This window comes from Dietzia sp. IBK-p2-16D, assembly GCF_057773085.1.
In genome coordinates, this window is sequence record NZ_JBYMTL010000002.1 from 550,615 (window position 1) to 577,218 (window position 26,604).

Genomic DNA, 26,604 nt, shown 5'->3' on the forward strand with positions numbered 1-26,604 from the left:
GAACCTGACGGTGGGTGTACGGACGGTGGGTGTATGGGGGACGGGTGGAGTGTGGCGGCGGGTCAGCCCTTGACCGCGCCGGAGGTGAGGCCCTTGATCATGTGGCGCTGCAGGAGCAGGAACACGACGAGGATCGGGGTGATGGTGAGGATCGTGGCGGCCATGACCATCGGCCAGTCGATGTAGGCGTCGGTGGAGATGAGGCGCGCCAGCCCGACCTGCAGTGGGGCCACCGTCTCGTCGGACGCCACGAGGAACGGCCAGAGGTATTCGTTCCACTCGTTGACGATCGTGATGAGCGCGAACGCCACGACCGTGGGCCAGCTCATCGGCAGCAGGACCCGCAGCAGCAGCTTCATGTGGCCGCAGCCGTCCATGCGCGCGGCCTCGACGATCTCGAACGGCAGGGTGAGGAAGTGGTTGCGCATGAGGAACGTGCCGAACGCGACCCCGGCGAGCGGGAAGATGATGCCCTGGAAGGTGTTGATCCAGCCCAGTTGGGAGATCAGGGCGTAGTTGGAGATGACGGTGATCTGGTTGGGCACCATCAGCGCCGCCAGGACCAGCATGAAGACCACGCCGCGCCCGGGGAAGCGCAGGTAGACGAACGCGTACGCGCTGAGGATCCCCAGGACCAGTTTGGCGGTGACCAGCGCGCCCGTGATGATCAGCGAGTTGGCGAAGTACTTCAGGAACGGCACCTGCTCGACAACTCGTGAGTACGGGTCCGCGGTGACCGGGTCCGGCCACCAGGCGGGCGGCTGGATGTACACCATGTCGGGAGTCTTGAACGACGTGACGATGACCCAGTACAGCGGCAGCGCGATGATGGCGAGCACCAGGAACATGGCCAGGTAACCGGCCACCTTCATCGCCCGGGACGGGCCGGAGATCGGGTTCATATCGTCTTCCTGTCCATCACGCGCACCTGGATCGCGGTGACGATGAGCAGGACCAGGAACATGACCGTCGCGACGGTGGCGCCGTAGCCGGCACGGAAGTTCTGGAAGGTCTCCTGGTACACCTGGAACACCATGGTGGTGGTGCCGTTGCCCTGCGGACCGCCGCGGGTCATCACGTAGATGATGTCGAACACCTGCAGGGAGTTCAGCATGACGGTGATCGACAGGAAGAACGTGGTGGGACGCAGCAGCGGCAGGGTGACCGAGCGGAACGTCGACCAGCGTCCCGCGCCGTCCATCTCGGCGGCCTCGTAGAGTTCGGCGGGCTTGGCCTGCAGAGCGGCGAGGTAGATGACGAAGCTGTAGCCGAGGTTCTTCCAGATGTAGGTCACGGTCACCATGAACAGCGCCCAGTCCGGGTCCTGGTAGAAGTTCGGCACCGGCAGGTCGACCATCGTGAGCAGTGCCGAGATCATGCCGAAGCGCGGGTCGAAGATGAACTGGAACGCGACACCGATCGCGGCGCCGGCGATCACGAACGGCGCGAAGACGGCCGACCGCACGATCCCCCGCCCGACCAGTTGTTGGTCCAGGAGCAGTGCCAGCGCCAGTCCCAGCACCATCGATCCGACGACCGCGGCCACGGTGAAGATCACGGTGTTCTGTACGACCACCCAGCTGTCGCCGCGGTTCCACCACTCGATGTAGTTGGACCAGCCGATGAAGGTGGAGTTCGGCGACGAGATGTTCCAGTCGAAGAAGCTGAGCCGGATGTTGTCGATCAGCGGGCGGTAGACGAACATCCCGAGCAGCGCGAGGTTGGGCAGGACGAGCGCGAGGAACAACAGCTTCTCACCCGCCGACCCGCCCAGGCGGACACGTCGGCGTCGTGCCGCAGTCCCGGGCGGGGTGGCGACGTCCGATCTCTCGGCCGCCGGGGGGTTCGTCGTCTGCACGGTGGAAGCCTCGCCGTCACGAATGAACGTATCTTGTCCGGACGATAGACCACCGGTGGCCTACAGAGGGCTAAACGGTACAGATGTTGAAAACCGCGGCGCGCCGGGAGTTTTCACTTCCGCGGCAGCGGCGGGCGGTGTCAGTAGTTCCAATCTCCCTGGCCGTCGAAGGCGCCGAAGGGGCGTCCGGGTCCGTTCTTGACGATGAACGGGTCGCCGTTGCGGCTGGTGTCGTAGTACCAGCGGGCGTCGGCGGGACTGACGTTGATACAGCCGTGGGAGACGTTGCGGACCCCCTGGTCGGCGATCGACCACGGCGCGGAGTGGATGTAGATCCCGTCGTACGAGAGCCGGACCGCGTCGTTGACGATCGAGTCGTACCCGCCGTCCTCGATCCGCAGGCCGAAGGCGGCGGAGTTCATGCGGACCGCCCGCCCGCGCTGGCCCGTGTAGTAGACGCCGTTGTAGGTGTCCCAGCCGGGCCGCCCGGCGGAGGCGCGCATGGTGCGGACGTGCTGGCCGTTGCGGGTGACGGTGACGAGCTTGGTGCGGTCGTCGAACTCGGCGATCACGGCGTCGCCGGTCCGGAACGACTGCTGGCGCTTCCCGCCGGCCCACACGGTGACCGAGGAGTTGACGGGCCAGAAGGTGTGGGGCCGCCAGCGCAGCTCGCGGTCACCCACCCAGTAGAACTTGCCCGCGACCGGCGGCTCGGTGCGGATACCGATCGTGGCCTCGGCCCGTGCCCGGTCGCGGATGGGGCGGTCGAAGAAGAACATGACGGGCTGCGCCACGCCCACGATCTCGTTCGGGGTGGGGAAGACGTTGACGTCGCCGTATTCGGTGGTCGGCCGCGGCGGACCGATGACCGGGTAGGTCAGCACGGGCATGGCGCCGACACCCGGGATGGCCGGGGTGGGGAGGGGCGCGTTCTCGAGCTGCGGCACCCCGGGCGGGCTCAGCGGCATCACCGACTGGGCCCCGGCGGTCGGGGTGGTGCCCGTACCGACCGAGACCCCCATGAGGAGAGCGATCGCGGCGAGGACCGCGGCGGTCGCCGAGGGTAGGGAGGCACGGGTCATGTGAGGGGCTCCTGAGGGCGACGGGCGGTTCTCTGGGGGTTGGAACAGACTTCTACCCGGATATGTCGTGCGCCACAACCGAAGTGTTTCGTCGACCCGCGGGGATCAGTAGTTCCAGTCGCCCTGACCGTCGAAGGCGCCGAACTGCCGGCCGGGGCCACCGCTGACGATGAACGGGTCGCCGTTGCGGGTGTTGTCGAAGTACCAGGCGGCATCCTCGGGGCTGAGGTTGATGCAGCCGTGGGAGACGTTGCGGACTCCCTGGTCGGCCACCGACCACGGCGCCGAGTGGATGAAGATGCCGTCGTAGCTCAACCGCACCCCGTTGGCCACCGTCGTGTCGTATCCGCCGGCGGTCCTGGACAGTCCCCAGGTCTCCGAGTCCATCCGCACCTCGCGGGCGCGCCACCCGTTGTAGTAGACACCGTTGTGGGTGGCATAGGCGTCGCGGCCCGCGGAGGCCTTCATGGTGCGCACCACCTGCCCGTTGCGGGTCACGGTGACGGTGTGGGTGTGGTCGTCGTAGGTCGAGACCACGGCGTCGCCGGTGCGGAAGACGGTCTCGCGGCCGCCGGCCCACACGGTCACGGAGGCGTGGGCAGGCCAGAATTCGAGCGGTCGCCAGCGCAGTTCCGTGTCACCGACCCAGTAGAACTTGCCGTCGACGGCGGGCGCGGTCCGGATCCCCACCGACGCCTCGGCGCGGGCTCGGTCGGTGACGGGCTGGTCGAACCGGATCATCACCGGTTGCGCGACGCCCACCGTCTCGCCGGAGGTGGGATAGACCGAGGCCACCGTGGTCTCCGCCTGCCGTCGTTCCGGGGCGGGGACGGGGATCGTCAGCACACCGGACAGTCCGGGGATCGCGGGCGTGGGGATCGGCGCCGACTCCAGGCCGAGCGCGCCGACCGACCCGGTAGATCCGGTCGAGCCCATGAGGGACTGCGCGGAGGCGGCGGGCGAGAGGCCGACGACGACGAGGCCTGCTGCGGCCAGAAGTGTGGCGATGGACCGACTGCGGCGCGACATCGTTCTCCTCGGAGCGGGTGCCGCGACAGGGCGGCGACGACAGGGTGGCGGGAGGCCGGAGGGCCGACCTCATGCGCCACATCAGTAACATCCGTAACAGTACATTCAGATCGCCACGCCTGTACATCCCGTGTGCGAGAGGGGATCCCGGCCGGGCCCGCCGCCCGGACGCGGATCCGCCCACACGTCGCCGGACACCTTTCCAACGTTCGTTGGTATCCCCGCGGGGAGAACCGCTGGTAGATCCATGTGGCCGCTCTCGTTGAGCTGAAGTCAACGACGAAATGCCTGTTCATCGGCTTGATCGAACGGCAGATGCAACATAGGGTCATCTCAGTCACCGCCGAGGGGTGGGTGGCGAAGTGAAGTGGTTGCTGAGGGGCTGCGACTTCACATTGCGAGGGGCCGGTCATGCCGACCGGGGCACCTGGGGGGTGCCGACCCGCTGCCCGAGAGGGCGGTGTGGAGGCCGGATCGTACGCGATCTGTCAGATGGTGGAACGGCGTCGGATGCTGAGGGGCTCCGGCGCCGTTCCCGTCATTTCAGCCCGGGGTTCCGGGCGCAACGGACCTCACGCCCGGGCGATGATCTCGTCCGCCACTCGGTGGAGCCCTGCCAGAGCGGTCGCCTCGGCCTCCGGTGACCGGGGCGTCTCCGGCTTGAGCAGGGTGATGTGCCACAACTCGTCGCCGGACACCAGGATCGTGTGCACCTCGACGCCGCCGCCGGCGGGCGCCGCCGCGCAGTCGATGTACATCGTGTCGGGCTGCGGTTCCACGATCGCGGGAGCTTCGGGAGCGCCCGGACCCGCCGACCCGGGCTCCGCCCCTTCCGATCCGCGGATCTCCGAGCACGCGTATCGGACTCCCAGCAATGTCGCCTGACCGGCGAGCGCGGCCCCGGCACCGCCGCGGGGCGTCACGACCCCGGCGGCGAAGGTGTCGGGGACGATGTCCGGGTCGAACGCCGGCGGCGTGATCGACTGGGTGATCGTCGGCGTGGTCGACGGGGTAATCGAGGCACCGGTCGAGGTGTCGGTGTCGGTGTCGGTGCCGTCGGCGGTCGCGGTGGCCTCCGGCGCCGAGGAGTCGGTCGAATCGACCTCGGCGCGGGCGGCCTCGTACCTCTCGGGTGAACCGGGGCCGCCGTAGGTGCACAGCAGGCCGAGGTCACCGGAGCCGGTCGGGTCGACCTCCGGCATGTCGGCACCTGTGAGCTCGATGACCTCCTCGGTCGTCAGCTCGAGGAGTCCGCAGGCGTTGAGCCGCGCCTCGGGCGCGGGTCGCCCCCCGACCATCCCGGCGGCGATCTCGTGCTGGGGATTCGGGGTCAGCCTCGGCGGTCCGGGGTCGGATTCGGGACCGGCGCCGGAGCACCCGGCGACTGTCACGACCGCCGCGAGGGCGACGAACCCGGGAGCGAAGCGGCGGCCGTGGGCCGGTCGGGGTCGCTGCGATCGCATGGCCCGATCCTACGGGTCGGCCCCGCGGCCACCGCCCCGACGTCCGGCGTTCACCGCGTGTGCGCCCGGCGCTCACCTCGTCCGGCGAGACTGCCGGATGTGGAGTCGAGACCCCGTCGAGGTGCGCTGCAGCTGCCCGGCCGTGCGCTCGGCTACCGGCGCTCAGACTTGAACGGGCACAGGCGGCTCCCCGAGGGGTGGAGGGAGGTCGTGGCGTGCACCGTGCTCGGCGAGGGGATCGAGCTGTTCGACACCTCGGCGGACGACCTGCTGAGTCTGACCGCCCACGACCGCGCGGGGATGAGGACGGCGCCGGCAGATCCGCCCCTGCCGTCGGACCTGGTGGTGCTCGACGGGCCGATGCGTGGACCCTGCCGGCTCGTCGACCGGATCGACGAGTCGTTGCGGCAGGGCCTCGTCGTCGGCACCCTCGAGGGCAATTCGGCGGTGGCCGAGCACCGCTGCCACCTCGACCTGCAGCCCGGCACCGCCGAGGTCACCGCCACCGTCCGAACCATGTGGCGCCCCCGTACCTTCTACGTGCTGCCCGGCGCGGCCGCCCGCGAGGAACGCGCCTACGAACGCCTCGGCTCACGACTGCTCCGGGCGCTCGGCCCCGCGCAATAGCCGGGCTCGCTCGCCCTCAGGCGCTGTCGGCCGGTTCCGCCACCGACGCCCGGATCGCGTCGAACGATTCCCGGATGCGGTATTCCAGCAACGCCCCGGGCTCGTCGGTCCGCCACCGTTCCACGGCGATCCGGAGGATCGCGATGGACGCCGCAGCCACCGTCGCGGCCTCCACGGAGTCGGGGGCCCGGCCCTCCCGGCGTGCGACGAGGTGCGCCAGCTCCCTCTCGGTACCCGCCAGGATCTCGTAGACCTGGGTCCGGACACTCGGCTCCCGCCGCCACATGTCATGGAACCGGTCGAAGGCCCGGCTCTGCCGCCGGGCGTTGGACACCTGGTGCCACATGAGCCGGGCCAGGGCGGTCATGGTGGGCACGCTGCGGTCGGTGAGGAACTCCTTGACGGCGTCACGACCGGCCGGGGGAGTGTCCGGGATGCACGCGGCAGCCTTGGACGGGAAGTAGTTGAAGAACGTCCGACGCGATACGTTGGCGGCCCTGGCGATCTCGTCGACCGTCACCGCGTCGAGCCCCCGCTCGATGACGAGGTCGACCGCGGCCGCCGAGATGGCGCCGCGCAGCTCGCTCCGGCGGTCCTCCGCGCGGTCGGCTCCCGCCGTGGTGTCGGGGGAACCGCTCATCGCCCACCTCCCGCTGTCGTTCCCGTCTCCGGCGCTCCTCCGGGCCGCCGCGGTCAACATTACTGACCGGCCCGGCAACTATCCTGACGGTATGCGCAAACCCGTCCCCACAGCCCTCGTCCCGGTGTCCGCGGTCCTGCTCGGTGTTCTCGCCGGATGCGGTGGCGGATCCGAGCCGGCCACGGAGATGGGCACCATCCGTACCGCCCCGCCCGAGACCAGTGCGCCGGAACTGCCGTCGGTCGAACCGGTCGCGAAGGCGGACTGCCCGTACCTGTCCGCCGAGGAGGTCTCGCGGCTGAACGGCGAGCCGGTCACCGACGTGCGGATCGACGACGGTGTCGAGCCCGCGGCGTGTTTCTTCTACGACGGCGACGGCGCCGTGCAGCTCACGACCACCGTGTACTCGGTCGCGTCCCCGGAGCGGGCGGTGGAACTGGTGCAGGAGTCGGCGCCCGCGGCCGAGGCCGAGCCGTCGGAGGCGGAGGGAGGCTGGAGCGGTGGTCGCACGGCGGGCCCGGGCGGAGCACTGCTGGTGATGGCCCGCGATGCGCGGGTGCTGGCCGTGCAGTCCACGCAGGAGGACTCGATGACGGTCCAGCGGATCGCCGAGCTCGCCGCTCCCCGGGTGGCGGGCTGACCCGGCTCACGTCGGGTCGGTGACCATCCCCAGGATGAGCTCGGCCATGCTGCGGGCGGTCATCGCCGTGGTCCGGACCTCGCCGAGCATCGCGGCGGTGACCGATCCGTCGTGCAGGAGTGCGAGCCGGTCGGCCAGGTCGTCGATGTTGTCCGGGTCCTGCAGTCCCATGCCGGCCAGTTCGGCACGCAGGGTCTCCGCGACCCACTGTCGCTGATCCGTCACGGCGGCGCGGATGGCGCGTTCGCCGTCGGTTGCCGGGCTGGGGAACTCGATCGCCGCCGCGAGATGGCAGGAACCGGGCATCGCGGGCTCGACCTGCTCGCGGACGATGTCGAACAGGGCCAGAATCCGGCCCCGGGCGTCCGGCGCGAGGTCGGCGCGGCGCGTCCACAGGTCACGGTCCCGCTCGGCCACTGATCGCAGATAGGCGACCACGAGCTCGTCCTTGGACCCGTACGTGTTGTAGAGGCTGGCCTTGGCCACCCCGGCTTCGCGCAGGATCCGGTCGATCCCGACCGCACGGATACCGTCGGTGGAGAACAGGCGGGTCGCTGTCGCCAGGAGCCGCTCCCGCGGCCCGGGCTTGGTCGACCGTGTGCTCGTCACGGTGACAGCCTATCGGCAGTGACCGCTGACACCACGGGGCCGGTGCCGCATGCTGCGACACCGGCCCCGAAGTCCTGCACGGATCTAGAGCGGGGGCTGCTCGCCGCCCGGCCCGGGCCTCTCGGCCGGATCGGCGGCCCGGCCTTCAGCCGGGTCGGTGGCCGGGTCCCCGGCCGGGGCGTCCGCCGTGCGGCCCGTGAGGAACTCGCCGGCCTTCTGCTGGGCCGTGTCGGTGTGATGTACGTGCTTGCCGCCGGTCCGCTTGTCGAACGCGTCGCCGACCTTGTCGAGGGCGGACTTCACCTTGTCGGGGTTCTTGCCCGCGAAGTCCTTCGCCTTGTCGAGAAATCCCATGTCAGGCTCCTTCCATGTAGGTCAACACGAACGGCCCGGCCCGTCGAGGGGCCGGGCCGTCCGGATGGTGCGGTGTTTCTGGCGTCCGGCGCCGGGGTCAGACCCGGGTGCGCCCGCGGCCCTTGACGGCCGAGATGATGAAGATCAGCAGGCAGGCACCGATGATGGCAGCGACGAAGCCCCAGATGGAGAAGGCCTCCGGCATGCCACCGCCGCCGGTGACGAGCGACACGATGAGACCCACGACGAAAGCGCCGACGACACCCGCGAGGATGTTGGCGACGAGGCCCATCTGTGCGTTCTTGCCCATGATCATGGAAGCGATCCAGCCAGCGAGGCCGCCGACGATGATCCAGGAGATGATGCTCCACAGCATTGTGGTTGGTCCTTTCCCGAGAGTCGTACTCGGCCCGGGACGGGCCGCTCTCTCAGGAGAACACGACGACGACACGAATGCTTCCGGTCGGGCGCGGTGCGGCGTTAAACGTCGCTCACTCGTTACCGGCCCGTGTCCGTCCGGCAATGCGGCGGTAGAGCCTCAGGCGACGTCCGCCGCCTCCGGATGCTTCTCGAGGTATCCGGCGACGAACGAGCACGTCGGCCGCACCCGCAGGTTCTCGTCTCTGGTCACGCGCAGCGCCTCACCGACCAGTTCCCCGGCGAGACCGCGCCCACCGAACTCGGACGCGACGACGGTGTGGGGGAACTCCCGGACGCCGTCCGTGCCGTCCGAGTAGTCGGCGTATCCCGCCACGACGTCATCCACCAGGATCTCGAAACGCCCCGCGACGCTGTCCCGCCGAACCTGAACGTTGCCTTCGCTGCTCATGAATGGGACTCCGGACGGACGACCATCACCGGGCACGGCGCCGCCTGCAGGAGCGCGCGGGAGGTGGAGCCGAGGACCATGCCGGTGAAGCCGCCCCGCCCGTGCGAGCCGACGACGACGAGCTGGGCGTTCGTGGCCTGCTCGACGAGTGCCCGGACCGCGCGGTCACGGGTGACGTAGCGCTTCACCTCGACATCGGGGTAGCGGTCGGAGAATCCCGCCAGTCGTTCGGACAGCGTCTGGAGCTGCTGCTCCTCGAGTTGCTTCCAGTCCTCCTCCGTCAGGGAGATCCCGGCGGCCGCGGCCTGGACCTGCGGGTCCATCCAGGTGTGCACGGCGACGAGCGGGGTAGAGCGCGCGGAGGCCTCGGCGAACGCCCACTCGGTGGCCTTGGCGCTGATCTCGGAGCCGTCGATGCCCACCACGACGGGGCCGCTGCGGTCCGGGTCGTCCGTGTCCTCCCGGGTCACCACGACCGGACAGAACGCGTGGCTGGCCACCGAGGCGGAGACCGATCCCAGCACCATGCCCTTGATACCGCCCAGGCCGCGGGAGCCCAGGACGATGAGCTTCGCCTTGCGCGAGTAGTCGATGAGCACCTGCGCGGGGTTGCCCTCGACGATCGCGTGCGAGACCTCGATGCCGGGCGCGACCTTGGCCGCGGTCGCCTTCGCCTTCTCGATGATGGGCACGCACTCGCGTTCCAGCTCGTCATAGACGGGCTGTGGGGGGATCATTCCCTCGGCGAACATCGCGGCCGGCATCGTGTAACTGGTCACGAGCAGGAGTGGGATGCGCCGGGTGGCGGCGGTGTTGGCGGCGTACGCGACCGCGCCGATGGAGGCGGCGGAGCCGTCGACGCCGACGACGACGGTGTTCTCGAGGGAGGCCATGGCCCCGACCCTACCGCCGGGGTACGACGTCGGACCGGGGTTTAGGAGCGCCCGTTCCTACAGCTGGTCCGGGAACGGCGCGTTGGCCGGATACGCCATGTTGAAGCTGCCCTGGAACGCCGGGAGGACGGCGCGGCCGGGACCGAAGAGGAAGAAGTCGACGACGGCGTCGATCATGGGCACTCCCGAAATCTCAAGGTGATGGTTCCCAAAGTGTTGCGTGGGACAGATGGTGCGCGAGTGAGTGTAACCCAGCGACTAGGCTCGTGGACATGTCCAGCTCCAGGCGCCGCGGGCGGCCTCTCCCGTTGCGCGACGGGGTGGACCCGGTCCGCATCCGGCTGGCCGACCCCGGACAGGGGCCCCGCAGCATCACCGAGGAGCTGCGCCGGCGCTTCCCCGACCGGCTCGCCGAGCTGTCCGAGGCCCTCGAGGCGGGGCAGGTCGTCACCGCCGACGGAGCGCCGGTCACCGCCGCCACCCGGCGACACCGGGGGATGGACGTGTGGATGTACCGGACGCCGGAGCCCGAGATCCCCGTCCCGCATCAGATCGACGTGCTGTACTCCGACGACCGCCTCGTCGTCGTCGACAAACCCCACTTCCTCGCCACCACCCCGCGCGCGGGGCACGTCACCGAGACCGCGCTCGTCCGACTCCGGCGCGACCTCGCGCTGGACGACCTGGCGCCCGCCCACCGCCTCGACCGCCTCACCGCCGGCGTCCTGGTCTTCACCGTCGACCCCGCGTACCGGGGCGCCTACCAGGAACTCTTCGCCGCCCGCCGGGTCACCAAGACCTACCTGGCGGTCGCCGCGGCCCCCGACGGGGTCCCCGACGTGCAGGACCGATCCAGCCGGATCGTCAAGACCCGCGGGATCCTCCAGGCGGCCGAGGTCGAGGGCGAACCCGACGCCCACACCCGCATCACCCTCCTGGACGTCCGCGACGGTGCCGGACCCGACGGGACGCGGATCGGGCTCTACCGGCTCGAACCCACCACCGGCCGGACCCACCAGCTCCGCGTGCACATGAACGCGCTCGGGACCCCGATCCTCGGCGACGACCTCTACCCCCGTGTCCGCGACGTGACCCCCGGCGACTTCTCCCACCCCCTGCAGTTGCTGGCCTCCTCGATCGCCTTCACCGACCCCGTCTCGGGCGAGACACGCGAGTTCACCACCCGTCGGACCCTCGACGCCTGGACCCGAGGGCGGGATCAGGGTGCACACCAGGGCAATCCCCCATCGGCATCCGCTCCGAATTCCTGCAAGCTTTAGGTCGACCACCATGATCCGAGGGAGCACATGACCACCCAGGCCGAGACCCACCACCACGACGGCGCGCCGGACTCCGCAGCCGCCGTCGCCACCGACCTCGTCATGACCTACGGGGAGGGTGAGACCGAGGTCCGTGCACTCGACCACGTCTCCGCGACCTTCGAACGGGGACGGTTCACGGCGATCATGGGCCCCTCCGGCTCGGGGAAGTCGACGCTCATGCACTGCATGGCGGGCCTCGACCGGCCGACCTCCGGGTCGGTGCGGATCGGCGAGACCGAGCTCGTCGGCCTGCCGGACAAGGAACTCACGGCGCTGCGCCGCGACCGGATCGGGTTCGTGTTCCAGTCCTTCAACCTCGTCCCGACCCTGACCGCCGAGGAGAACATCACCCTGCCCCAGGACATCGCCGGCCACACCATCGACCGCGCCTGGTTCGACGAGGTGATCGGCCGCCTGGGGATCGCCGACCGGCTCTCGCACCGCCCGTCCGAGCTCTCCGGCGGCCAGCAGCAGCGCGTCGCGTGTGCGCGCGCCCTGGTCGGCCGCCCCGACATCCTCTTCGGGGACGAGCCGACCGGCAACCTCGACTCCACCTCCTCGGCCGAGGTGCTGGCCATCCTGCGCAGCGCCGCCGACGACTTCGGCCAGACCGTCGTGATCGTCACCCACGACCCGCGCGCCGCCACCTACGCCGACCGCGTCCTCCTGCTCGCCGACGGCCGGGTCGTCCGCGAGCTCACCCACCCCACCGCCGACGAGATCCTGTCCGCCATGGGCGCCCTCGAGGAGCGGTGATGGCGCCCGCACGCCACTCGGCGCACGCGCCCCGCCACACACGCCCGATGTTGCGCGTCTCACTGCGCAACATCGCCGCCCACAAGCTCCGCCTGGTGCTGTCGGTGCTGGCCGTGGTGCTGGGCACCGCGTTCGTCACCGGTTCGCTGGTCTTCACCTCCACCCTCAAGAGCACCTTCGACGGGCTGCTCGACCAGGGCACCGCGGATCTCGCCGCGATGATCGAACCCGAGGACCCGCGCGGGGCCGGCGTGCCATTCGAGGTGGCAGAGCAGGTCCTCGAGCTTCCGGGCGTCGAGGCGGCCATGCCCGGCGTGTCCGGCACCGTCGTGCTCTTCAACGCCGACGGCACCCCGTACCAATCCGGGGGCGCGCCGTCGGAGGGCCTGGCCTGGATAGACCCCGATGACGCGGTCGGGGACAGCAACTGGATCACGAACGGTCGCGCGCCCGCCGCGGACGACGAGGTGGTGCTCCCCGAGACCGTGCTCACCGCCGCCGGCCTGGCCGTCGGCGACACCGCCGAGGTCTACACCACCGGGCAGGGCATGCTTGAGGTGACCGTCGTGGGCGCCTACGCCAGCGAGACCGACATCGGCGGGTACGTGGGCGTCGGGTTCTCCTCCGAGCGGGCCCGTGCCCTGTTCACCGACGGTGAGAACGCCTCCGACATCTCTGTCCGCGCCGCACCCGGCGTGAGTCAGGAGGAGGTCCGCGACACGATCGCGGCCGAGTTCCCCGAATACAGCGTCAGCACCGGAGAGGAGATCAAGGAGCGACTGTCAGAACAGCTGTCGACCGTCCTCGACTTCATCAACTACTTCTTCGTCGCCTTCGGGCTGATCGCGCTTCTGGTGGGCACGTTCATCATCTACAACACCTTCTCCATGCTCGTCGCCCAGCGCCTGCGGGAACTCGCCCTCCTGCGCGCGATCGGTGCCTCCCGCGGACAGCTGACGCGGTCGGTGATGGCCGAAGCCGCCGTGACCGGGCTCGTCGGCTCCGCCATCGGCGTGGTCGCGGGCTTCGGCCTGGCCAAGCTGATCTTCGTGGTGCTCGAGGCCTTCGACCTGGGCATCCCGTCCGGAGCCCTCGCGCTCACCCCGATGTCGGTCGTCACCCCGCTCGTGCTGGGCTTCGTCGTCACGGTGTTCTCCGCGTGGGCGCCCGCCCGTCGGGCCGGACGCGTCGCGCCCGTCCAGGGCATGCGGGTCGGATCGGCCTCCACGGAGGCCGGCAGCGGATGGCGTACCTCCGTCGGCCTGCTCGCCGTGGTGAGTGGCCTCCTGCTGGCAGTGATCGGTACGTGGCAGGACACGACCAAGTCCGGCGCGATCACGGTCGGCATCGGGGCGGCGGCCCTGATCATCGGCAGTTTCCTGGTGATGCCCGCGCTGGCCAAGCCCATCGCGGGAGGCATCGGCAGGGTGATCGGCGCGCCGTTCGGCGCGGTCGGCAGACTCGCCGCCACCAACGCCGGGCGGAACACCCGCCGTACCGCCGCGACCGCGTTCGCGCTCACGCTGGGCCTGACCCTGGTGGCGGCGTTCGGCACCCTCGGCGCTACCACCAAGGAGAGCGTCAGCGGCGTCATCGACCAGGACATCAACGCGGACGTCGTGGTCCAGGGCGTGGCCTCGCAGGGCCCGCCGACCCCGCTGCCCGGCGGCATCGAGCAGCGGATCGCGGATGTCGACGAGGTCGGTGACGTGGCGTGGCTGGCGTTCGCCTTCGCCCAGCTCTCCGGTGAGCCGCAGGCACTGTCGGCCGCGGGCGGGCCCGTCGGGGAGATGATCGACGCCACCGTGGTCGACGGTTCGCTCGACCCCGGCCCCGACTCGCTCGTCGTGTCCCGGACAGTCGCCCGGGACAAGGGGTGGACGATGGGCGCCTCCGTGCCGCTCGTCGGGCCCGACGGGAGCGAGAGCACCCTCCGGGTCACCGGCGTCTACGAGGACTCCCAGATCCTCGGGCAGTTCTACACCGGGATGGACGTCTACGAACGTCTGGTGCCGGAGAACCTGCGGTCGACCTTCAACGTGCTCGTCGCCGCGGCCGACGGGGTCGGGCAGGACGAGGTCCTCGCCGCGGTGACCGACGAGCTCACCGACATCCCGATCGCCATGGTCCAGAGCAAGCAGCAGTACATCGACACGCAGACCGGCGGTATCGACCAGCTGCTGTCGATCATCTACGCCCTGCTCGGATTGGCCCTGGTCATCGCCGTGCTGGGCATCGTCAACACCCTCGCGTTGTCGGTGATCGAACGTCGCACCGAGATCGGGATGCTCCGGGCGGTGGGCATGCAGCGTTCGCAGGTCCGCCGCACGATCAACCTCGAGTCCACGCAGATCGCGGTCTTCGGCGCGTTGATCGGCGCGGCGGTGGGCGTCTACCTCGGCTGGGCGTTCGTCACCGTGCTCGCCGACAGCGGCCTGACGGAGACGACCATCCCGTGGGGCAGCATCGGGATCGTGCTGGCGGCCTCGGCCGTCGTCGGGGTGTTGGCCTCGCTGTGGCCCGCGCACCGGGCCGCCAAGACCGACCCGCTCGAGGCGATCTCGGACTAGCGGCGATCGCGGCCCCCGCTAGCGGCGCAGACCGAAGAGGTTGCGGGGGCCGCGGTGCTCGTGGCGGGAGAGGACCGCGCCCAACACGTCGGCGTCGTGCTTCTGGTCGATCCCGACGCCCGCCAGCCTGCCGACGGTGCGCTCCCACAGCAGGCCCTCGTACACGGTCAACAGGTCCAGGGAGGCGGCGGCCGGGTCCCGCAGCCCGGCGGCGTCGAGTGCGCCGACCAGGTCGCTCGGATCGAGCAGGGCGGCCACGAGATCCGTGGTGTCGTCCTTGCCGGCGAGCTCGACGATCAACGCCGACCTGGCCGCCAGTTCACCGCGGTAGTCGCCGAGTAGCCCGTCGACCATGCGCGCGAGCAGGGCCAGCACGTCGTCCGGATCGGTGGACGCCAGCTCCTGGATGCCCGAGACCTCCACGAATCCCCGCAGCAGCGACGTGAGTCGGTCGACGGTGAGCGTCAGCAGCTGCGCACGGGTGCGGCAGTAGTAGGAGGTGGATCCCGAGGGCAGCCCCGCCTCCGAGTCGACGGCGCGGTGGGTGAGGGCGCGGACCCCGTCCCTCGCCACGACCTCGATCGCGGAATCGGCGATGAGCATGCGCCGGTCCTCCATGGGGGCTCCCGTCGTCGTGTTCCACCTGGCATCCGGCTCGACCGCTGTAGCGCCGGCCGTCGACGGGTTCCGCCGACTCGAGCGTCAGCCTATCGCCGTGCGGGGGCGTGGGCGACGGAATCACGGACGCCCCGGCACCGGTATCCGGTGCCGGGGCGTCCCTGGCGTCTATCAGGCGGTTGCTGGTCAGGCCACGGCGGCGACCTTGCGGGCCCGCCGCGTGGCGCGGTGGTGCTGCAGCGCGGTCTTCAGGCCCGCCCGCTGGCCCTCCACGGCCGGCAGCGGCTTGGGCAGGTCGGCGAACATCCGCTCGGAGTGGGTCTCCGGCGCGTCGTCGGTGGTGTCGCGCAGCAGGTGGTTGGGCAGTGACAGCTTGGCGATGGTCCGCCAGGTCTTGAAGTACTGCACCGGCAGGGGACCGGCCACGTAGGGCAGGTCGTACTTGCGGCACACCTCGCGCACCCGGATGGACGCCTCCGCGAGCCGGTTGGACGACATGTCCGGGTAGATGTGGTGCTCGATCTGATACGACAGGTTGCCGGACATGAAGTCGATCACCGGACCGCCGGTGATGTTGGCGGAACCGAGCATCTGCCGCAGGTACCACTCCGCCTGCGTCTCGTTCTCCACGTCCTTCTTGGTGAACTTCTCGGCGCCGTCGGGGAAGTGACCACAGAAGATCACCGCGTTGGTCCAGACGTTGCGGATCCCGTTGGCGACCAGGTTGGCGGTGGCCGTGGACTTCCAGCCCTTGCCGGACAGCAGCGGGTAGAAGACGTAATCCTTGGCGAGCTGGCGGCCGGCCTTCTTGCCGAACAACTTGAGCTTGTTCATGGTCTCGCGACGGTCGTCGCGACCCTTGGCGACCTTGCCCAGCTCGAGGTGCTGGATACCGACGCCCCACTGGAACAGCAGCGCGAGGGCCGCGTTGTAGGCGATGTTCCCGTAGAAGAAGGGGTGCCAACGCTGGTCGCGGGTCACCCGGAGAACGCCGTACCCCACGTCGTCGTCCAGGCCGACGATGTTGGTGTACTTGTGGTGGATGTAGTTGTGGGTCTGCTTCCAGTGCTCGGCGGTGCCCACGATGTCCCACTCCCAGGTGGTGGAGTGGATCTCGGGGTCGTTCATCCAGTCCCACTGCCCGTGCATGATGTTGTGGCCGAGTTCCATGTTCTCGACGATCTTGGCGACGCCGAGAGTGCCTGCCCCGACCGCCCAGGCCGTGCGGTTGCGCGAGCCCACGAGCAGCAGCGCCCGAGCTGCGATCTCGAGTCCACGCTGGAACCGGATCGTGTTGTGGATGTACTTGGCGTCGCGCTCGCCCAGCGAGCCGATGATGTCCTGGCGGATCTGCTCGAGCTCCGCGCCGAGAGATTCGATGTCAGCCTCGGAGAGGTGCGCGAATTCAGGGATGTCGGTGATGGCCATGAAGCTACGGTACCGTAACCTACGGTCGCGTAGGTACGTTTGGTTGCGTGGGTCACACCTTTGGCTCGGTGTCGGGCGAAGGGGCTTCGGCCCGTTCCGGTGTGGCCGGAAACTATTTTTCGGACGCCGAAGCGGGTGTGGCCTGCGCGGGAGCCCGGGGATGCCACGCACTACATCACGGTTGTGTAACGTCGACGGAGTGCGTGACGACATACTTCGCGTCACATGGGGAACACGACACGAAGTCCGATTTCGCAGCCATATTCCGCAGTACGACTCAGTACGCAGCAGTACTCACGAGGGGACACATCATGAGCAACGCCAACGACATCTTCCTGCAGGCCATCCAGCCCGTCATCGACATCTTCTGGTCGCTGGTGTGGACCGCCACCGGTTCGACCATCAGCGTTCCCCGCCCGAACGCTCCCGTCGAGACCGCCTGATCGGTTCGACCGCCGGGTTCATCTCCCGACAGCTTCCGCAGCAGCCCGCCCCCTCGCCAGAGGGAGCGGGCTGCCGCGTTTCCGCGATGTGGCCCGCGTTCGGCCGGACCAGCCGGCTCAGATGCCGAACTTCTCGCTGCCTCCCAGGTCGATCGGGATCGAGGCGCCGGTGATGCCCGCGCCCGCGTCGCTGCACAGATAGACGGCCATGGACGCGATCGCCGATGCTTCGACCCACGGCTGCGGCATCTGGTTCATCCCGCCGAAAGTCTCCGCCGCGTCCTCGAGCGTGGTTCCCTTCCCGCCCGTCATCATCGCGATCATCGACGGGTTCTCGATCATCGGCGTGCGCACGTTGCCGGGGTGGATCGAGTTGCACCGGACGCCTGAGAACCCGAGCTCGCCGGCCAGGGCCTTGGCCAGCCCGCGCACGGCCCACTTGGACGTCCCGTAGCTGGCGGTGAAGGAACCGCCCCGCAGTCCCACCATCGAGCTGATGAGCACCACCGAGCCGCCGCGGCCGGTGGACAGGATGTGGGGGATCGCCGCCGTCGTGGTCACCCAGGTGCCCTTGAGGTTGATGTCGAGGGTCGTATCCCACTCCTCTTCGCTCCGCTCCCAGGACGCCGCCGGCTCGGGCGAGACCCCGGCGTTGGCGATGACGAAGTCCAGGCCGCCGAGCTCGGCGACCGCGGCGTCGACGGCCTCGCGCATACCGATCAGGTCGCGGACGTCCACCTCCCCGGTGACGCAGCGGCGGCCGAGGGCCCGAACGGCCTCGGCAGTGGCCTCGAGGTCCTCCGGGGTGGCCATCGGGTAGGGGACCGTGTCGATGTCCCTGCACAGGTCCAGGGCGATCACGTCGCACCCGGCGGCCGCGAACGCCTCGCAGTGGGCTCGTCCCTGGCCACGTGCGGCACCGGTGACCAGCACCACTCTTCCGCTCAACTGTGCCGGGGTGGGAACGGCGTTGGTCATCGGGGCTCCTGACGTGGTTCGGCGGCGGACCCTGCGGGGTCGCTCGCCCTGCGGCATGCTGGAAGTCAACGTAAACAATCAGAACAGGTAGTGATCATCATGCTTGAACGGACTCTGGTCCTCGTGGATACGTCGTATCTACTGGCTAGCTTTTACAACTCGTGGGAGGAGGGTGCGCGCGGCCAGTTGGAGATATCCCTGGCCACGGTCGTGCACCGTTTAGACCAGGTAGCCCACGGTCTGGTGGACCAGCCGGTCCAGCGCCAGAACTGGTACGACGGCATCCCGGATTCGGGACCCCACCGCTATCAGCGCACGCTGCGCGTGATCGAGGGCGTCCAGTTGCGCGCCGGGCAGTTGATCGAGTGGGGTGAGAGACGCACCCAGAAGGCCGTCGACACCCTCCTCGTGGCGGACATGATCCAGGCCGCCTACAAGGGGCAGTGTTCCGACATGGTCCTGGTCACCGGGGATGCCGACATGATCCCAGGGGTGCGGGTCGCCGTGGACGCCGGTGTCCGCATGCATCTCGTGGGCTTCGGCTGGGATTCCATCTCCTCTGCCCTGCGTCACGCCTGCGACACCACGACCGTGCTCGATCCTCGCACCGATTTCCACGACGCCATGCAGATCAGGGTCCTCGAGGGCCCCATCCCTCCGAAGGTGCGGACCCCGGCGGCGACCCCGGTGCATCCCGGGGAGGACGGACACGAGACCGAGGAGTCGGTGGGTATGGCCGACGTCGTCCTGCGCTCGGATCGCGCCTCGGCCACCTCTGTCGCCGACGAGACACGCCTCACCGCCGCCGAGGAGGAACGCGCCGCCGACGCGGAGGAACTGGCCGCGGACGAGCAGGAGTGCGCTGCGCGCGCCGAGTCGGAGCAGCCCGCCCCCGCCCCCGCGCCCGCGACCGCGGAGACCGCGCGACCGACGCAAGCGGACGCGGGCCCCTCGCCCACCCAGTTGAGCACGCACACCGGGCGCCCCTCGAAGACCGAGCAGGTCGAGCCGGCCGCGGAGGCCGTCGCCGCGGTCGGGGCCACCCCGGATTCGGACGCGTCGTCCCACGGGTCGTCCCGGCCGAATCCCTCGATGATGGCTCCCCATCGTCGGCCATTGCGGTCGAAGTTCGTTCCGCTCCCGGACGAGGTCTGGACCTCGTCCGGTGAGCAGACCCCCTTCGACGTGGGGCAGCAGTACGCCACATGGTGGTACGAGCGGGCCGCGAGTGAGGAGCAGCGCGACCAGGCGCATCTCCTCTCGGGCGGAGTCCTCCCTCCGGCGATCGACCGCCCGCTGCTGCAGTTCGCCTGCCAGATGCTCAACGAGTTCACCCTGACGGAAGCTCAGCGGGTGCGCCTGCGCGACGGATTCCACGAGGGAATTCGAGCGGTCCTGCTCAAGCACCGCTGACACCGCTCCGTCCGGTCAGAAGGGCGGGGGGTCGGTGTCGTGGTCGGGTCCGCCGGGGTGGGTTTGTGCTGGTGGGGCCATGGTGTTGGCTTTGCGTTCGGCGGCCAGGCGTTGGGCGCGGCGGTGCCAGTGGGTGCTTTGGGGTCGGGGGTCGAGCCAGGGTCGGCGTGGGGGTGGAACGTAGCTGTCGCTGTCGGTGCCGGCCGCGTGGTCGGGGTTGGTGGTGCGGTGGCGCCAGCGGGCGAGGGGTCCGTCGGGGTGGGTGGTGATGGTGTGGCCGGTGTCGGTGGTCACGGTCAGGGTGCCGTCGGGGGCGAGGTGGTAGTGCCAGCCGTGGAAGGTTTTGAAGCGGTGGTGGTGTCGGCACAGGCAGGCGAGGTTGTTCTCGGTGGTCGGGCCGCCTGCCGTGGGGTCGGTGTGGTTGAAGGGGCGGACGTGGTCGACGTCGCAGTCGTCGGCGGGCACGGAGCAGCCGGGGTGGCGGCAGGTGCCGTCGCGTAGGCGGATGCGGCGGGCCAGGTCTCCGCTGATGCGGTAGCGGCGGGCGCCGTGGGGGGTGTCGGCGGTGCCGGGTTCGGTGTCGGGCACGGTGATGGTGGCGCCGGTGCTGCGGGACAGCAGTTCGATGAGGGCGTCGATGGTGGCGGGGCCGCCGCGGGGGAGGTAGACCTCGGGGTCGCCGTCGGGGCCCGGGGGTGCGAGCACGGTGATGGTGGGGCGGATCTGGGTGGCGGGCGGCCGGTGACCGCCGCCCGTGCCCGCGGCGCCGCCCGTGCCCGCGGCGGCGTCTGGGCCCGTGGCTGTGTCTTGGTTTGTGGTGGTGCCGAGGAGGGTGGCGACGAGGGCGTCGGCACGCAGTTCGTCCATGCTGCGGATGAATTCGGGGTCGAGGGAGTCTGCGCCGTGGCGGCGGGTGGTCTCGACGCGGGTCCGGCGGTCGCGGTGGTGTTGGTCGGTGGCCATCGTCTGCAGGAGGGTGTGGATGGCGAAGGCTTCGGTGGCGGTCAGGTGGGCCTGCAGGTCGGCCATGCCGTCCGGGCCGCGGCGGATGCGGATGCGGCGGGCGCGCACGGCGGCGGCGCGGCGCAGGCGTACGCCCGCGGGGTCGTGGGCGGCGATGATGCGGTCGGTGTGGGACAAGATCGCGTCGCGTCCGGGGCGTCTGCCGGCTGCGAGGGCGGCCAGGAGCCATGCGATGACCTCTCGTTGGACGTCGTCGCGGTGGAGGGAGTCCACGGTGCGCATCTGGCGGGCGAGCAGGCTGGCGGTAGCCTCGTCGAGGTGGCCGGTGTCCATGGCCTCGACGAGGTCGGGGAACTTGGTGACCAGGGTGATGGCCAGGGTGAGCAGGTTGCGGGCGCGGTTGTGGTGGACGCCGTAGGCGGCGACGATCTCGCTGGTGGCGATGGTCAGTGGGTCGATGACGGCGTGTTCGGGGCGTTGGTCCAGGCCCGGCCCGTAGCCGGCGGCGATGTCGCGCAGGTCCTGTTCCTCGCGGCAGATCGCCCACAGGTCGTGGCAGGCCCGCAGTCTGGCGGCGGCGGCGCGGTTCTCGGCGTGCAGCGCGGCCACGGCGGCGGAGCTGGCGGCGGTGACGGAGGGGCTGGCTGCCACGGCGCTGGGATCGTCGGAGCTGGGATCATCGACGCTGGGATCATCGGCACCGCCGTCGTCGGTAGTTGCCTCCCGCATGTGAACCCCCTCGGCGAGCCGGGCCGCCTGGTATCGCTCGTGTGTTCGATTGGGGAAACGCTAGCAACTGGGTACGACACAGCTGTCTGACCTGCGAAAGTACGTGTGCGGGGACAGTCGGGCAGTGCCCCGGCTCAGCCGCCCAGCAACGCCCGGTAGTGCTGGGCCAACGCGGGGTGGTAGTCGGGGGAGAAGCGGAGTGCCTCCGGATCCCGGCCCGCCTCGGCCTCGACCAACCGGTCCAGATAGAAGTCCCAGCCGGGACCGATGTCGGACGCGGCGTCGGCGTCCGCGATGTCCTGTTCCAAGGAGATGGTGACCTCGTCGTCGTCACCCTCGATCCTCACGGTGATCACCCAGCCGTCGGGACCGATCCTGACGACGACGAGGTCCGGTGCCTCACACCGCAGTACCGCGACGGACTCGGCGGGCGAACCCTCCTCGGCGGACATCGTCATCTCGACGGTGCCCGACGCCGGGTCGCCCGACCACGACCCGATCCAGCGCGCGGTGCGGGCCGGATCGGTGACGGCCGCCCACGCCTGTTCCCGGGACAGTGGCAGTCGGCGGGGGAAGACCACGGCACCCGACGGGGCGAGATATCCGGAGGCCCGGGGCGTGGCGGTCATGGCGACTCCTCGCGTGAGGGCGCCGCGGAGATCAGCGCAGCGCTGGCATCAGCGTATCGCGCATCGGGGCGACGAAACGGCCGAAATTGTCCCAGTTGTGCAGGCCGGTGGGCAGGTAGTCGACCCGGGCGTCGATGCCCAGTTCGTCGAGCCGCCGGTCCATCTCCACGGTGCAGGCATGGGTGGCGACCTCGAGCCCCGCACCCTGGGTGAACCGCAGCAGGTCGCGGCCGTTGCGATCCCATTCGCCCGCGTCGGGTCGTCCGGTGGCGGTGGCGAAGTAGAGCGCCTTGCCCCTGAGATTCTCGGCGTGGAGGAGCCCGTCGTTGGCCCGGTAGGCGGGGTCCGTGCGCGGGCCCCACATGTTGGCGATGTCGCCGCCGCGGGTCTCGGTGACGATCTTGGCGAGGATGAACCCGAGATCGTCCCGCGCCGTGTAGCAGCCGGCGATCGCGCCCACGGCGTTATACAGGTCGGGGCGCAGCTCGGCGATGGTGACGGCGCTCGCCGCGCCCATCGACAGGCCCGCCATCCCGCGCTTGCCGTTGAACGGGATGTCGCCGGCCTCGAGCAGCGGTCGGAGCTCGTCGGTGAGGAAGGTCTGCCACTTGTTGCGGCTCAGGACCGGGTCATCGCGCTGCCAGTCGGCGTGCAGTGAACCGTCGGCCCGGGCCGGCATGACGAGCGTGACGTGCTCACCGGCGAAGGTGCGCTCGACCCCGCCGGGCAGGAGCCACCCGCTCGGGGAGGGGGAGTCCACGCCGTCGAGGAGGTACAGCATCGGTGCCGGTGCGTCGGTGGCCGGGCGCCAGATCTCCACGGGCAGGACGCGGTTCATCGACTTCGACGCCACCCACCAGCGTTCGAAGCGGGGATCGCCGCCGGCCACCAGGGGGTCGCCGATCTCCACGCGCCGCACCTCGCTGACGGTGACGGGCTCTGACTCCATGCCGATCGGCGGGGTGGCGGTGGTGTTCTGCGAGCCGGTCCCCAGTGGCGGGAGGGTGCCCGAGCCGGTCAGCGACTCCGTGCCGGTGGATCCGGTGGAACCGATCGTCGCCGCGCCCGCGGCCGCGCTCGACGGGTCGACGCTCCCGTCGACCGTCGTCAGCGACCCGATACCCGGTGTGGAACCGGCGGGCAGGGACTGCGCGAGGGCCGGTGCCGCCATTCCGCCGATCAGTGCCGCGGCGAGCGCGGGGGCGAGCAGCGACAGGGCACGAGGTGAGCGGTGACTGGGCACCGTCACACGATATGTCGCCCGGGTGGAGAGCGGGAACCCTACTCTCTGGTGTCCCGCGGGAGAGTGGGGCCGGAGAGGTCCTCGGGGCTCGGCTGGTCGGTCGCCTCGTCGGGGTCCCTGGGCTTCTCCGGGTCGGCCTGCTCCGGCGCGCCGGCCGGGCCCGCCGCCGACCCGTCGCTGCCCTCGCCCCCGGTGAGCTGGCGGTCGGAGCCCGCGTCGGAGCCGGAACCCAGGCCCATCGAGGCGCGGATCTGCTCCAGCTTGCTCTTGCCCTCCGACTCGCGCGTGAACGCGGCGGCGTCGAGTTGCGCGGTGGACGGCGCGCCGGTCGCCTCGGCGAGCTCCTGCCTACCCAGTGCGGTGGTGTAGCGGCCCTCGATCTTGGCGCGGATCTCGTCGAAGGTCGGGGAGTTGCCGCCGCCGGCGCCTTGCAAGGAGGTCATGGACTCGGTGGTCCGGTGCTGCATCTCGGCCTGGGTGGCCTGCAGGAGCAGCTGGTCCTCCTGGGCGAGGGTCTCGCGCAGTCGGTGCTCGGACTCCTTGACCGCTTGCTTGGCGTGTTCGGCGGCCTGCACCGCCTGACCGTGCAGCTGCTTGGTGTTGTCCAGGTCCTGTTCCAGCGCCACCAGCCGCCCGGCCAGCTGCTCGGCCTGGGTGTCGAACTGCTGGGCCCGGGCGGTGTCCCCCTCGGCGCGCGCCTGCTCGGCCACCTGCAGGGTCTGGCGGATCTGGCCCTGCACCTCGTCGAGCTGGCGGGCCTTGGTCCCCATGGCGATCTCGAGCTGCTTGGCGTTGCCGATTACCGCAGCGGCCTGGTCGGACACCGACTTGTGCTGCTCCCGGGCTCCCGCCATGGCCTGGTGCACGAGGATCTTGGGGTCGGCGTTGTCGTCGACCTTCTTGTCCAGCGAGGCCTTGAGGTAGTTCCAGCCCTTGGAGAAGGGGTTCGGCATGGCGGCGTCCTTAGATCTCTCGGCGTCAGGTGTCGACGGGTGGTGCCCGGCGACGCCAGTGCAGGTGTGTTCCTACCTCTTGACGGTACCGATCAGCGCGGCCACCGGCAGGGCGGTCCGGGGCAGATACGGCTGGCGCCACAGTCCGCCGGATGCCGCGCCGGAGGACTCGTGCTGCCATTGCACGTCCACCTCCGGCCGGCCCACGTTGAGGTCGTGGACCATCAGTGCGGCGAGCAGGGCGGCGGAGGTGTCGGGCGCGAAGATCTCGATGCCGAAGGCGTAGGCGCCCTTGTAGGTGCTGGCGAGGATCTTGTTCTTGGTCACCGAGTGGGTGTCGGTGGCGGGGGCGACGTTGACGGAGACGGTGTGGCCGTCGGCGAACGCGGTGGTCGCCCGCCACCGCTGGACCCGCTTGGCGAGTGTGTAGTTGGGTCCCTGCTGGGGGACGAGGGCGTCGTGGACGGCGGGGCCGGTGCCGGCTGGGTAGTTCCGGGCGAAGACCTTGCCGCGGGCGACGGAACCGACGAGTCGCTTGATGTCGGTGCGCTTACGTGAGGCGAGCGCGGCGGCGGAGGCCTCCCGGACGTCGGCGGGCACGACGAAGGTGTCCATCGGGGTGGCGAGGTAGGCCAGCGCGGTGGCGGTGTTGTCGCCGAGGAGGTCGACGACGAGGGCATCCGCTGCTGAGGAGAGCTGGACGTGGGTTCCGCCGTCGGCGTAGAAGTAGCTGCCGACGGCGAGCGGGGCAGGGGCCGCGGATCTGGCCCACGCGGCGATTTCGGGGAGCTGCGTCAGCAGGTCGATGCCGGGGCGACCGTCCGGCCCGGTCGGGATGTGCAGGCGGCCGGCGAATGTCGAGGCCTCGCCGCGGAAGCGTTCCCAGGCTGCGCTAGAGGGCAGGTCGACGCCCATCACGTCGGCGCCCCACTGCAGGAGGTGGCGGGCGGGGCCCATCTCCGAACCCAGGCCCAGGACGAGCATGGCGCGGCCGGGCAGGGAGAGCCATTGGGGGTTCTCCTGGACGAGCTTGAGCGCGTCGGCGCAGCTGGGTTCGATAACGCCGGCCGCCACCCACTTGTCGAGGCGGGCGCGCAGGAGGTCCCCGGTCAGTTCCTCGCCGCGGAAGGGGATGGACAGCTCGCGGACGGGGGTCGCCGTGCCCTGGATCGTGTCGGTGGCCGGGGTGGATCGGGACTCGACGACGGCGAGGTAGTCCGACATCGGGGTCTCCACGCGCTGTCCGTCCGCTTCGTTCACGCCGACCATGCGGGACTGCAGTGACTCGAGGGCGGCCCGCGCGACGCCGTCCCAGGCCGCCGGGTCGGACACCCCCAGGCGGACGAGTTCGGTGAACGGCTCGATGTACCCCTTACGCCAGTCCTTGATGCGGTGGACGCGTTCGGCGGCGGCCGGGTCCACGGTCGCGAGGGCGTCGGCGATGACCTCCTTGGCCAGCCGGCCGGTCGAGCGGTTCCCGGAGGAATCGGTGGGGAAGTGGACTCCGGTTGTGCTCGATGCCATGACGCTCCTGATGGTGGGGGACTGCGATACGAGGCTAGCCTCAAGTTTTTCTTCGGTGGCGATCCACGCGCGATTCGCTCGGCCCATTTCGACTTCGGAAACGATTTAGTGAGGAAATTCACTTAAGCCGTTGCACGGGTGCTAAATAAGCACGACTTCACCTCTCAGCTTCTCCATAAGTGGAGGTCGGAGGGCGAGAAGTCCTGCGGCGCAACCATCTAGCGGTCCACCTGCGCTTCGCCGGAAACCGTCACTGATGACTGTGGGCCACGTCATCGAAAGGTTTGCTGTAACAGCCCTGGGAAATTGCCCGATACAGTGACGACACGATCCAACGGCTGGTGGTCAACGCCACACGCCGGACCGGTGGCCAGGGGGAGACCAGGTCGCCGGGTCGTCAACCGTGAACAGAAAGGTAGTTCTATGAAGAACTCCAAGCGTTTTATGGCCGTCATCGCGGCTTCCGGACTCGCCATGGCCAGCCTGCCGGGCGTCGCCAACGCGCAGGGCAGCGCCGATCTCGGCCTCGAGGTCGCCGTGAACCTCGGGTCCGCCGACCTCGGCCTGGATCTGGGTGCGGCCCTCGGTTCGATCGATCCGGAAGCTCCCGACTTCGAACTTCCGGAGCCGGGCACGGGCTCGCTGAGCTCACTGGGTGACGTCACGGGTTCGGCGGATGCGCCGGTCGACCCGGATGCGCCGGTCGACCCGGACGCTGACACCGGCTCGCTGTCGGGTCTGTCCTCGGACTTCCCGGGTTCGTCGGATGCGCCGGTCGATCCGGATGCGCCGGTTGACCCGGACGCTGACACCGGCTCGCTGAATGCGTTGACGGGCTCGATTGAAGCTGCGCTCGGTTCTTCGGATGCGCCGGTCGATCCGGATGCGCCGGTTGACCCGGACGCTGACACCGGCTCGCTGTCGGGTCTGTCCTCGGACTTCCCGGGTTCGTCGGATGCGCCGGTCGATCCGGATGCGCCGGTTGACCCGGACGCTGACACCGGCTCGCTG

Annotated in this window: 26 protein-coding genes and 1 pseudogene; 8 read left to right on the forward strand and 19 right to left on the reverse strand. The window is 70.0% G+C overall.

Annotated features, from left to right (window positions below; translation table 11 throughout):
* Positions 1-62: 62 nt before the first annotated feature.
* From AC3DE3_RS06955 to AC3DE3_RS06975, 5 genes are all read right to left on the reverse strand, one after another.
* On the reverse strand, positions 63-902 hold the full coding sequence (locus AC3DE3_RS06955) for a carbohydrate ABC transporter permease (RefSeq protein ID WP_260489008.1): 840 nt from the start codon (positions 900-902) through the stop codon (positions 63-65).
* Positions 899-1,774 (reverse strand): carbohydrate ABC transporter permease, encoded by an 876-nt coding sequence (locus AC3DE3_RS06960; protein ID WP_260489200.1) that lies wholly within the window; start codon positions 1,772-1,774, stop codon positions 899-901. The genes AC3DE3_RS06955 and AC3DE3_RS06960 overlap by 4 nt, the downstream gene beginning before the upstream one ends.
* Positions 1,775-1,998: 224 nt before the next feature.
* Positions 1,999-2,940 (reverse strand): L,D-transpeptidase, encoded by a 942-nt coding sequence (locus tag AC3DE3_RS06965; RefSeq protein ID WP_488369459.1) that lies wholly within the window; start codon positions 2,938-2,940, stop codon positions 1,999-2,001.
* Between the two features lie 105 nt (positions 2,941-3,045).
* Positions 3,046-3,969: a L,D-transpeptidase gene (locus tag AC3DE3_RS06970; RefSeq protein WP_488369460.1), complete on the reverse strand. Its 924-nt coding sequence runs from the start codon at positions 3,967-3,969 to the stop codon at positions 3,046-3,048.
* 572 nt (positions 3,970-4,541) lie between these two features.
* A complete protein-coding gene (locus AC3DE3_RS06975) occupies positions 4,542-5,432 on the reverse strand; it encodes a hypothetical protein (RefSeq protein ID WP_488369461.1) in 891 nt (296 codons plus the stop codon).
* Positions 5,433-5,531: 99 nt separating this feature from the next.
* Here AC3DE3_RS06975 and AC3DE3_RS06980 point away from each other — a divergent pair, with 99 nt between their 5' ends.
* On the forward strand, positions 5,532-6,059 hold the full coding sequence (locus tag AC3DE3_RS06980; protein WP_488369462.1) for a DUF1990 family protein: 528 nt from the start codon (positions 5,532-5,534) through the stop codon (positions 6,057-6,059).
* Between the two features lie 16 nt (positions 6,060-6,075).
* On the opposite strand, the gene AC3DE3_RS06985 is transcribed toward AC3DE3_RS06980, so the two are convergent.
* Complete coding sequence (locus tag AC3DE3_RS06985; protein ID WP_488369463.1) at positions 6,076-6,699, reverse strand: TetR family transcriptional regulator; 624 nt, start codon at positions 6,697-6,699, stop codon at positions 6,076-6,078.
* A 91-nt stretch (positions 6,700-6,790) separates the two neighbouring features.
* Between AC3DE3_RS06985 and AC3DE3_RS06990 the strand changes: the two genes are divergently transcribed.
* Positions 6,791-7,339: a DUF2020 domain-containing protein gene (locus tag AC3DE3_RS06990; protein ID WP_488369464.1), complete on the forward strand. Its 549-nt coding sequence runs from the start codon at positions 6,791-6,793 to the stop codon at positions 7,337-7,339.
* A gap of 6 nt (positions 7,340-7,345) precedes the next feature.
* Here the strand turns inward: AC3DE3_RS06990 and AC3DE3_RS06995 are convergent, their stop codons facing one another.
* From AC3DE3_RS06995 to AC3DE3_RS07015, 5 genes are all read right to left on the reverse strand, one after another.
* A complete protein-coding gene (locus AC3DE3_RS06995; RefSeq protein ID WP_488369465.1) occupies positions 7,346-7,948 on the reverse strand; it encodes a TetR/AcrR family transcriptional regulator in 603 nt (200 codons plus the stop codon).
* 84 nt (positions 7,949-8,032) lie between these two features.
* Positions 8,033-8,302: an antitoxin gene (locus AC3DE3_RS07000; RefSeq protein WP_260488999.1), complete on the reverse strand. Its 270-nt coding sequence runs from the start codon at positions 8,300-8,302 to the stop codon at positions 8,033-8,035.
* A 97-nt stretch (positions 8,303-8,399) separates the two neighbouring features.
* A complete protein-coding gene (locus AC3DE3_RS07005) occupies positions 8,400-8,678 on the reverse strand; it encodes a GlsB/YeaQ/YmgE family stress response membrane protein (RefSeq protein ID WP_260488998.1) in 279 nt (92 codons plus the stop codon).
* Positions 8,679-8,840: 162 nt separating this feature from the next.
* Entirely contained in the window at positions 8,841-9,131 is a 291-nt protein-coding gene (locus tag AC3DE3_RS07010) for a GNAT family N-acetyltransferase (protein ID WP_260488997.1), read from the reverse strand.
* Positions 9,128-10,024, reverse strand: coding sequence for a universal stress protein (locus AC3DE3_RS07015; RefSeq protein WP_260488996.1), 897 nt, complete (start codon positions 10,022-10,024; stop codon positions 9,128-9,130). Before AC3DE3_RS07015 ends, AC3DE3_RS07010 begins: the two co-directional genes overlap by 4 nt.
* Positions 10,025-10,296: 272 nt before the next feature.
* Here AC3DE3_RS07015 and AC3DE3_RS07020 point away from each other — a divergent pair, with 272 nt between their 5' ends.
* Genes AC3DE3_RS07020 through AC3DE3_RS07030 form a run of 3 tightly spaced genes read left to right on the forward strand, consistent with a single transcriptional unit; the run spans position 10,297 to position 14,672 of the window.
* The gene (locus AC3DE3_RS07020) at positions 10,297-11,304 is read left to right on the forward strand and encodes a pseudouridine synthase (protein WP_488369466.1); all 1,008 of its coding nucleotides are present in this window, start codon (positions 10,297-10,299) and stop codon (positions 11,302-11,304) included.
* Between the two features lie 27 nt (positions 11,305-11,331).
* Complete coding sequence (locus tag AC3DE3_RS07025) at positions 11,332-12,102, forward strand: ABC transporter ATP-binding protein (protein WP_488369467.1); 771 nt, start codon at positions 11,332-11,334, stop codon at positions 12,100-12,102.
* A gap of 47 nt (positions 12,103-12,149) precedes the next feature.
* Positions 12,150-14,672: an ABC transporter permease gene (locus tag AC3DE3_RS07030; protein ID WP_488369468.1), complete on the forward strand. Its 2,523-nt coding sequence runs from the start codon at positions 12,150-12,152 to the stop codon at positions 14,670-14,672.
* A gap of 18 nt (positions 14,673-14,690) precedes the next feature.
* Here the strand turns inward: AC3DE3_RS07030 and AC3DE3_RS07035 are convergent, their stop codons facing one another.
* Positions 14,691-15,290, reverse strand: coding sequence for a TetR/AcrR family transcriptional regulator (locus tag AC3DE3_RS07035; protein ID WP_488369469.1), 600 nt, complete (start codon positions 15,288-15,290; stop codon positions 14,691-14,693).
* Positions 15,291-15,476: 186 nt separating this feature from the next.
* Positions 15,477-16,718 carry a fatty acid desaturase family protein gene (locus AC3DE3_RS07040; RefSeq protein WP_488369470.1) on the reverse strand — a complete coding sequence of 414 codons (1,242 nt, stop codon included), beginning with the start codon at positions 16,716-16,718 and terminating at the stop codon, positions 15,477-15,479.
* Between the two features lie 311 nt (positions 16,719-17,029).
* Between AC3DE3_RS07040 and AC3DE3_RS07045 the strand changes: the two genes are divergently transcribed.
* Positions 17,030-17,161 (forward strand): hypothetical protein, encoded by a 132-nt coding sequence (locus AC3DE3_RS07045; RefSeq protein WP_260488990.1) that lies wholly within the window; start codon positions 17,030-17,032, stop codon positions 17,159-17,161.
* Between the two features lie 117 nt (positions 17,162-17,278).
* On the opposite strand, the gene AC3DE3_RS07050 is transcribed toward AC3DE3_RS07045, so the two are convergent.
* On the reverse strand, positions 17,279-18,139 hold the full coding sequence (locus AC3DE3_RS07050) for a mycofactocin-coupled SDR family oxidoreductase (protein WP_488369471.1): 861 nt from the start codon (positions 18,137-18,139) through the stop codon (positions 17,279-17,281).
* A 99-nt stretch (positions 18,140-18,238) separates the two neighbouring features.
* Here AC3DE3_RS07050 and AC3DE3_RS07055 point away from each other — a divergent pair, with 99 nt between their 5' ends.
* Entirely contained in the window at positions 18,239-19,552 is a 1,314-nt protein-coding gene (locus AC3DE3_RS07055) for an NYN domain-containing protein (RefSeq protein WP_488369472.1), read from the forward strand.
* A gap of 15 nt (positions 19,553-19,567) precedes the next feature.
* On the opposite strand, the gene AC3DE3_RS07060 is transcribed toward AC3DE3_RS07055, so the two are convergent.
* From AC3DE3_RS07060 to AC3DE3_RS07080, 5 genes are all read right to left on the reverse strand, one after another.
* Positions 19,568-21,244, reverse strand: coding sequence for an HNH endonuclease (locus AC3DE3_RS07060; RefSeq protein ID WP_488369473.1), 1,677 nt, complete (start codon positions 21,242-21,244; stop codon positions 19,568-19,570).
* A 134-nt stretch (positions 21,245-21,378) separates the two neighbouring features.
* On the reverse strand, positions 21,379-21,873 hold the full coding sequence (locus AC3DE3_RS07065; protein WP_488369475.1) for an SRPBCC domain-containing protein: 495 nt from the start codon (positions 21,871-21,873) through the stop codon (positions 21,379-21,381).
* A gap of 31 nt (positions 21,874-21,904) precedes the next feature.
* Entirely contained in the window at positions 21,905-23,116 is a 1,212-nt protein-coding gene (locus AC3DE3_RS07070) for an alpha/beta hydrolase (RefSeq protein WP_488369476.1), read from the reverse strand.
* Between the two features lie 38 nt (positions 23,117-23,154).
* Positions 23,155-24,069: a PspA/IM30 family protein gene (locus AC3DE3_RS07075; protein WP_488369477.1), complete on the reverse strand. Its 915-nt coding sequence runs from the start codon at positions 24,067-24,069 to the stop codon at positions 23,155-23,157.
* A 72-nt stretch (positions 24,070-24,141) separates the two neighbouring features.
* On the reverse strand, positions 24,142-25,593 hold the full coding sequence (locus AC3DE3_RS07080) for a hypothetical protein (protein WP_488369478.1): 1,452 nt from the start codon (positions 25,591-25,593) through the stop codon (positions 24,142-24,144).
* 423 nt (positions 25,594-26,016) lie between these two features.
* Between AC3DE3_RS07080 and AC3DE3_RS07085 the strand changes: the two are divergent.
* Positions 26,017-26,604, forward strand: a pseudogene (locus AC3DE3_RS07085) (hypothetical protein); the annotation flags it as partial.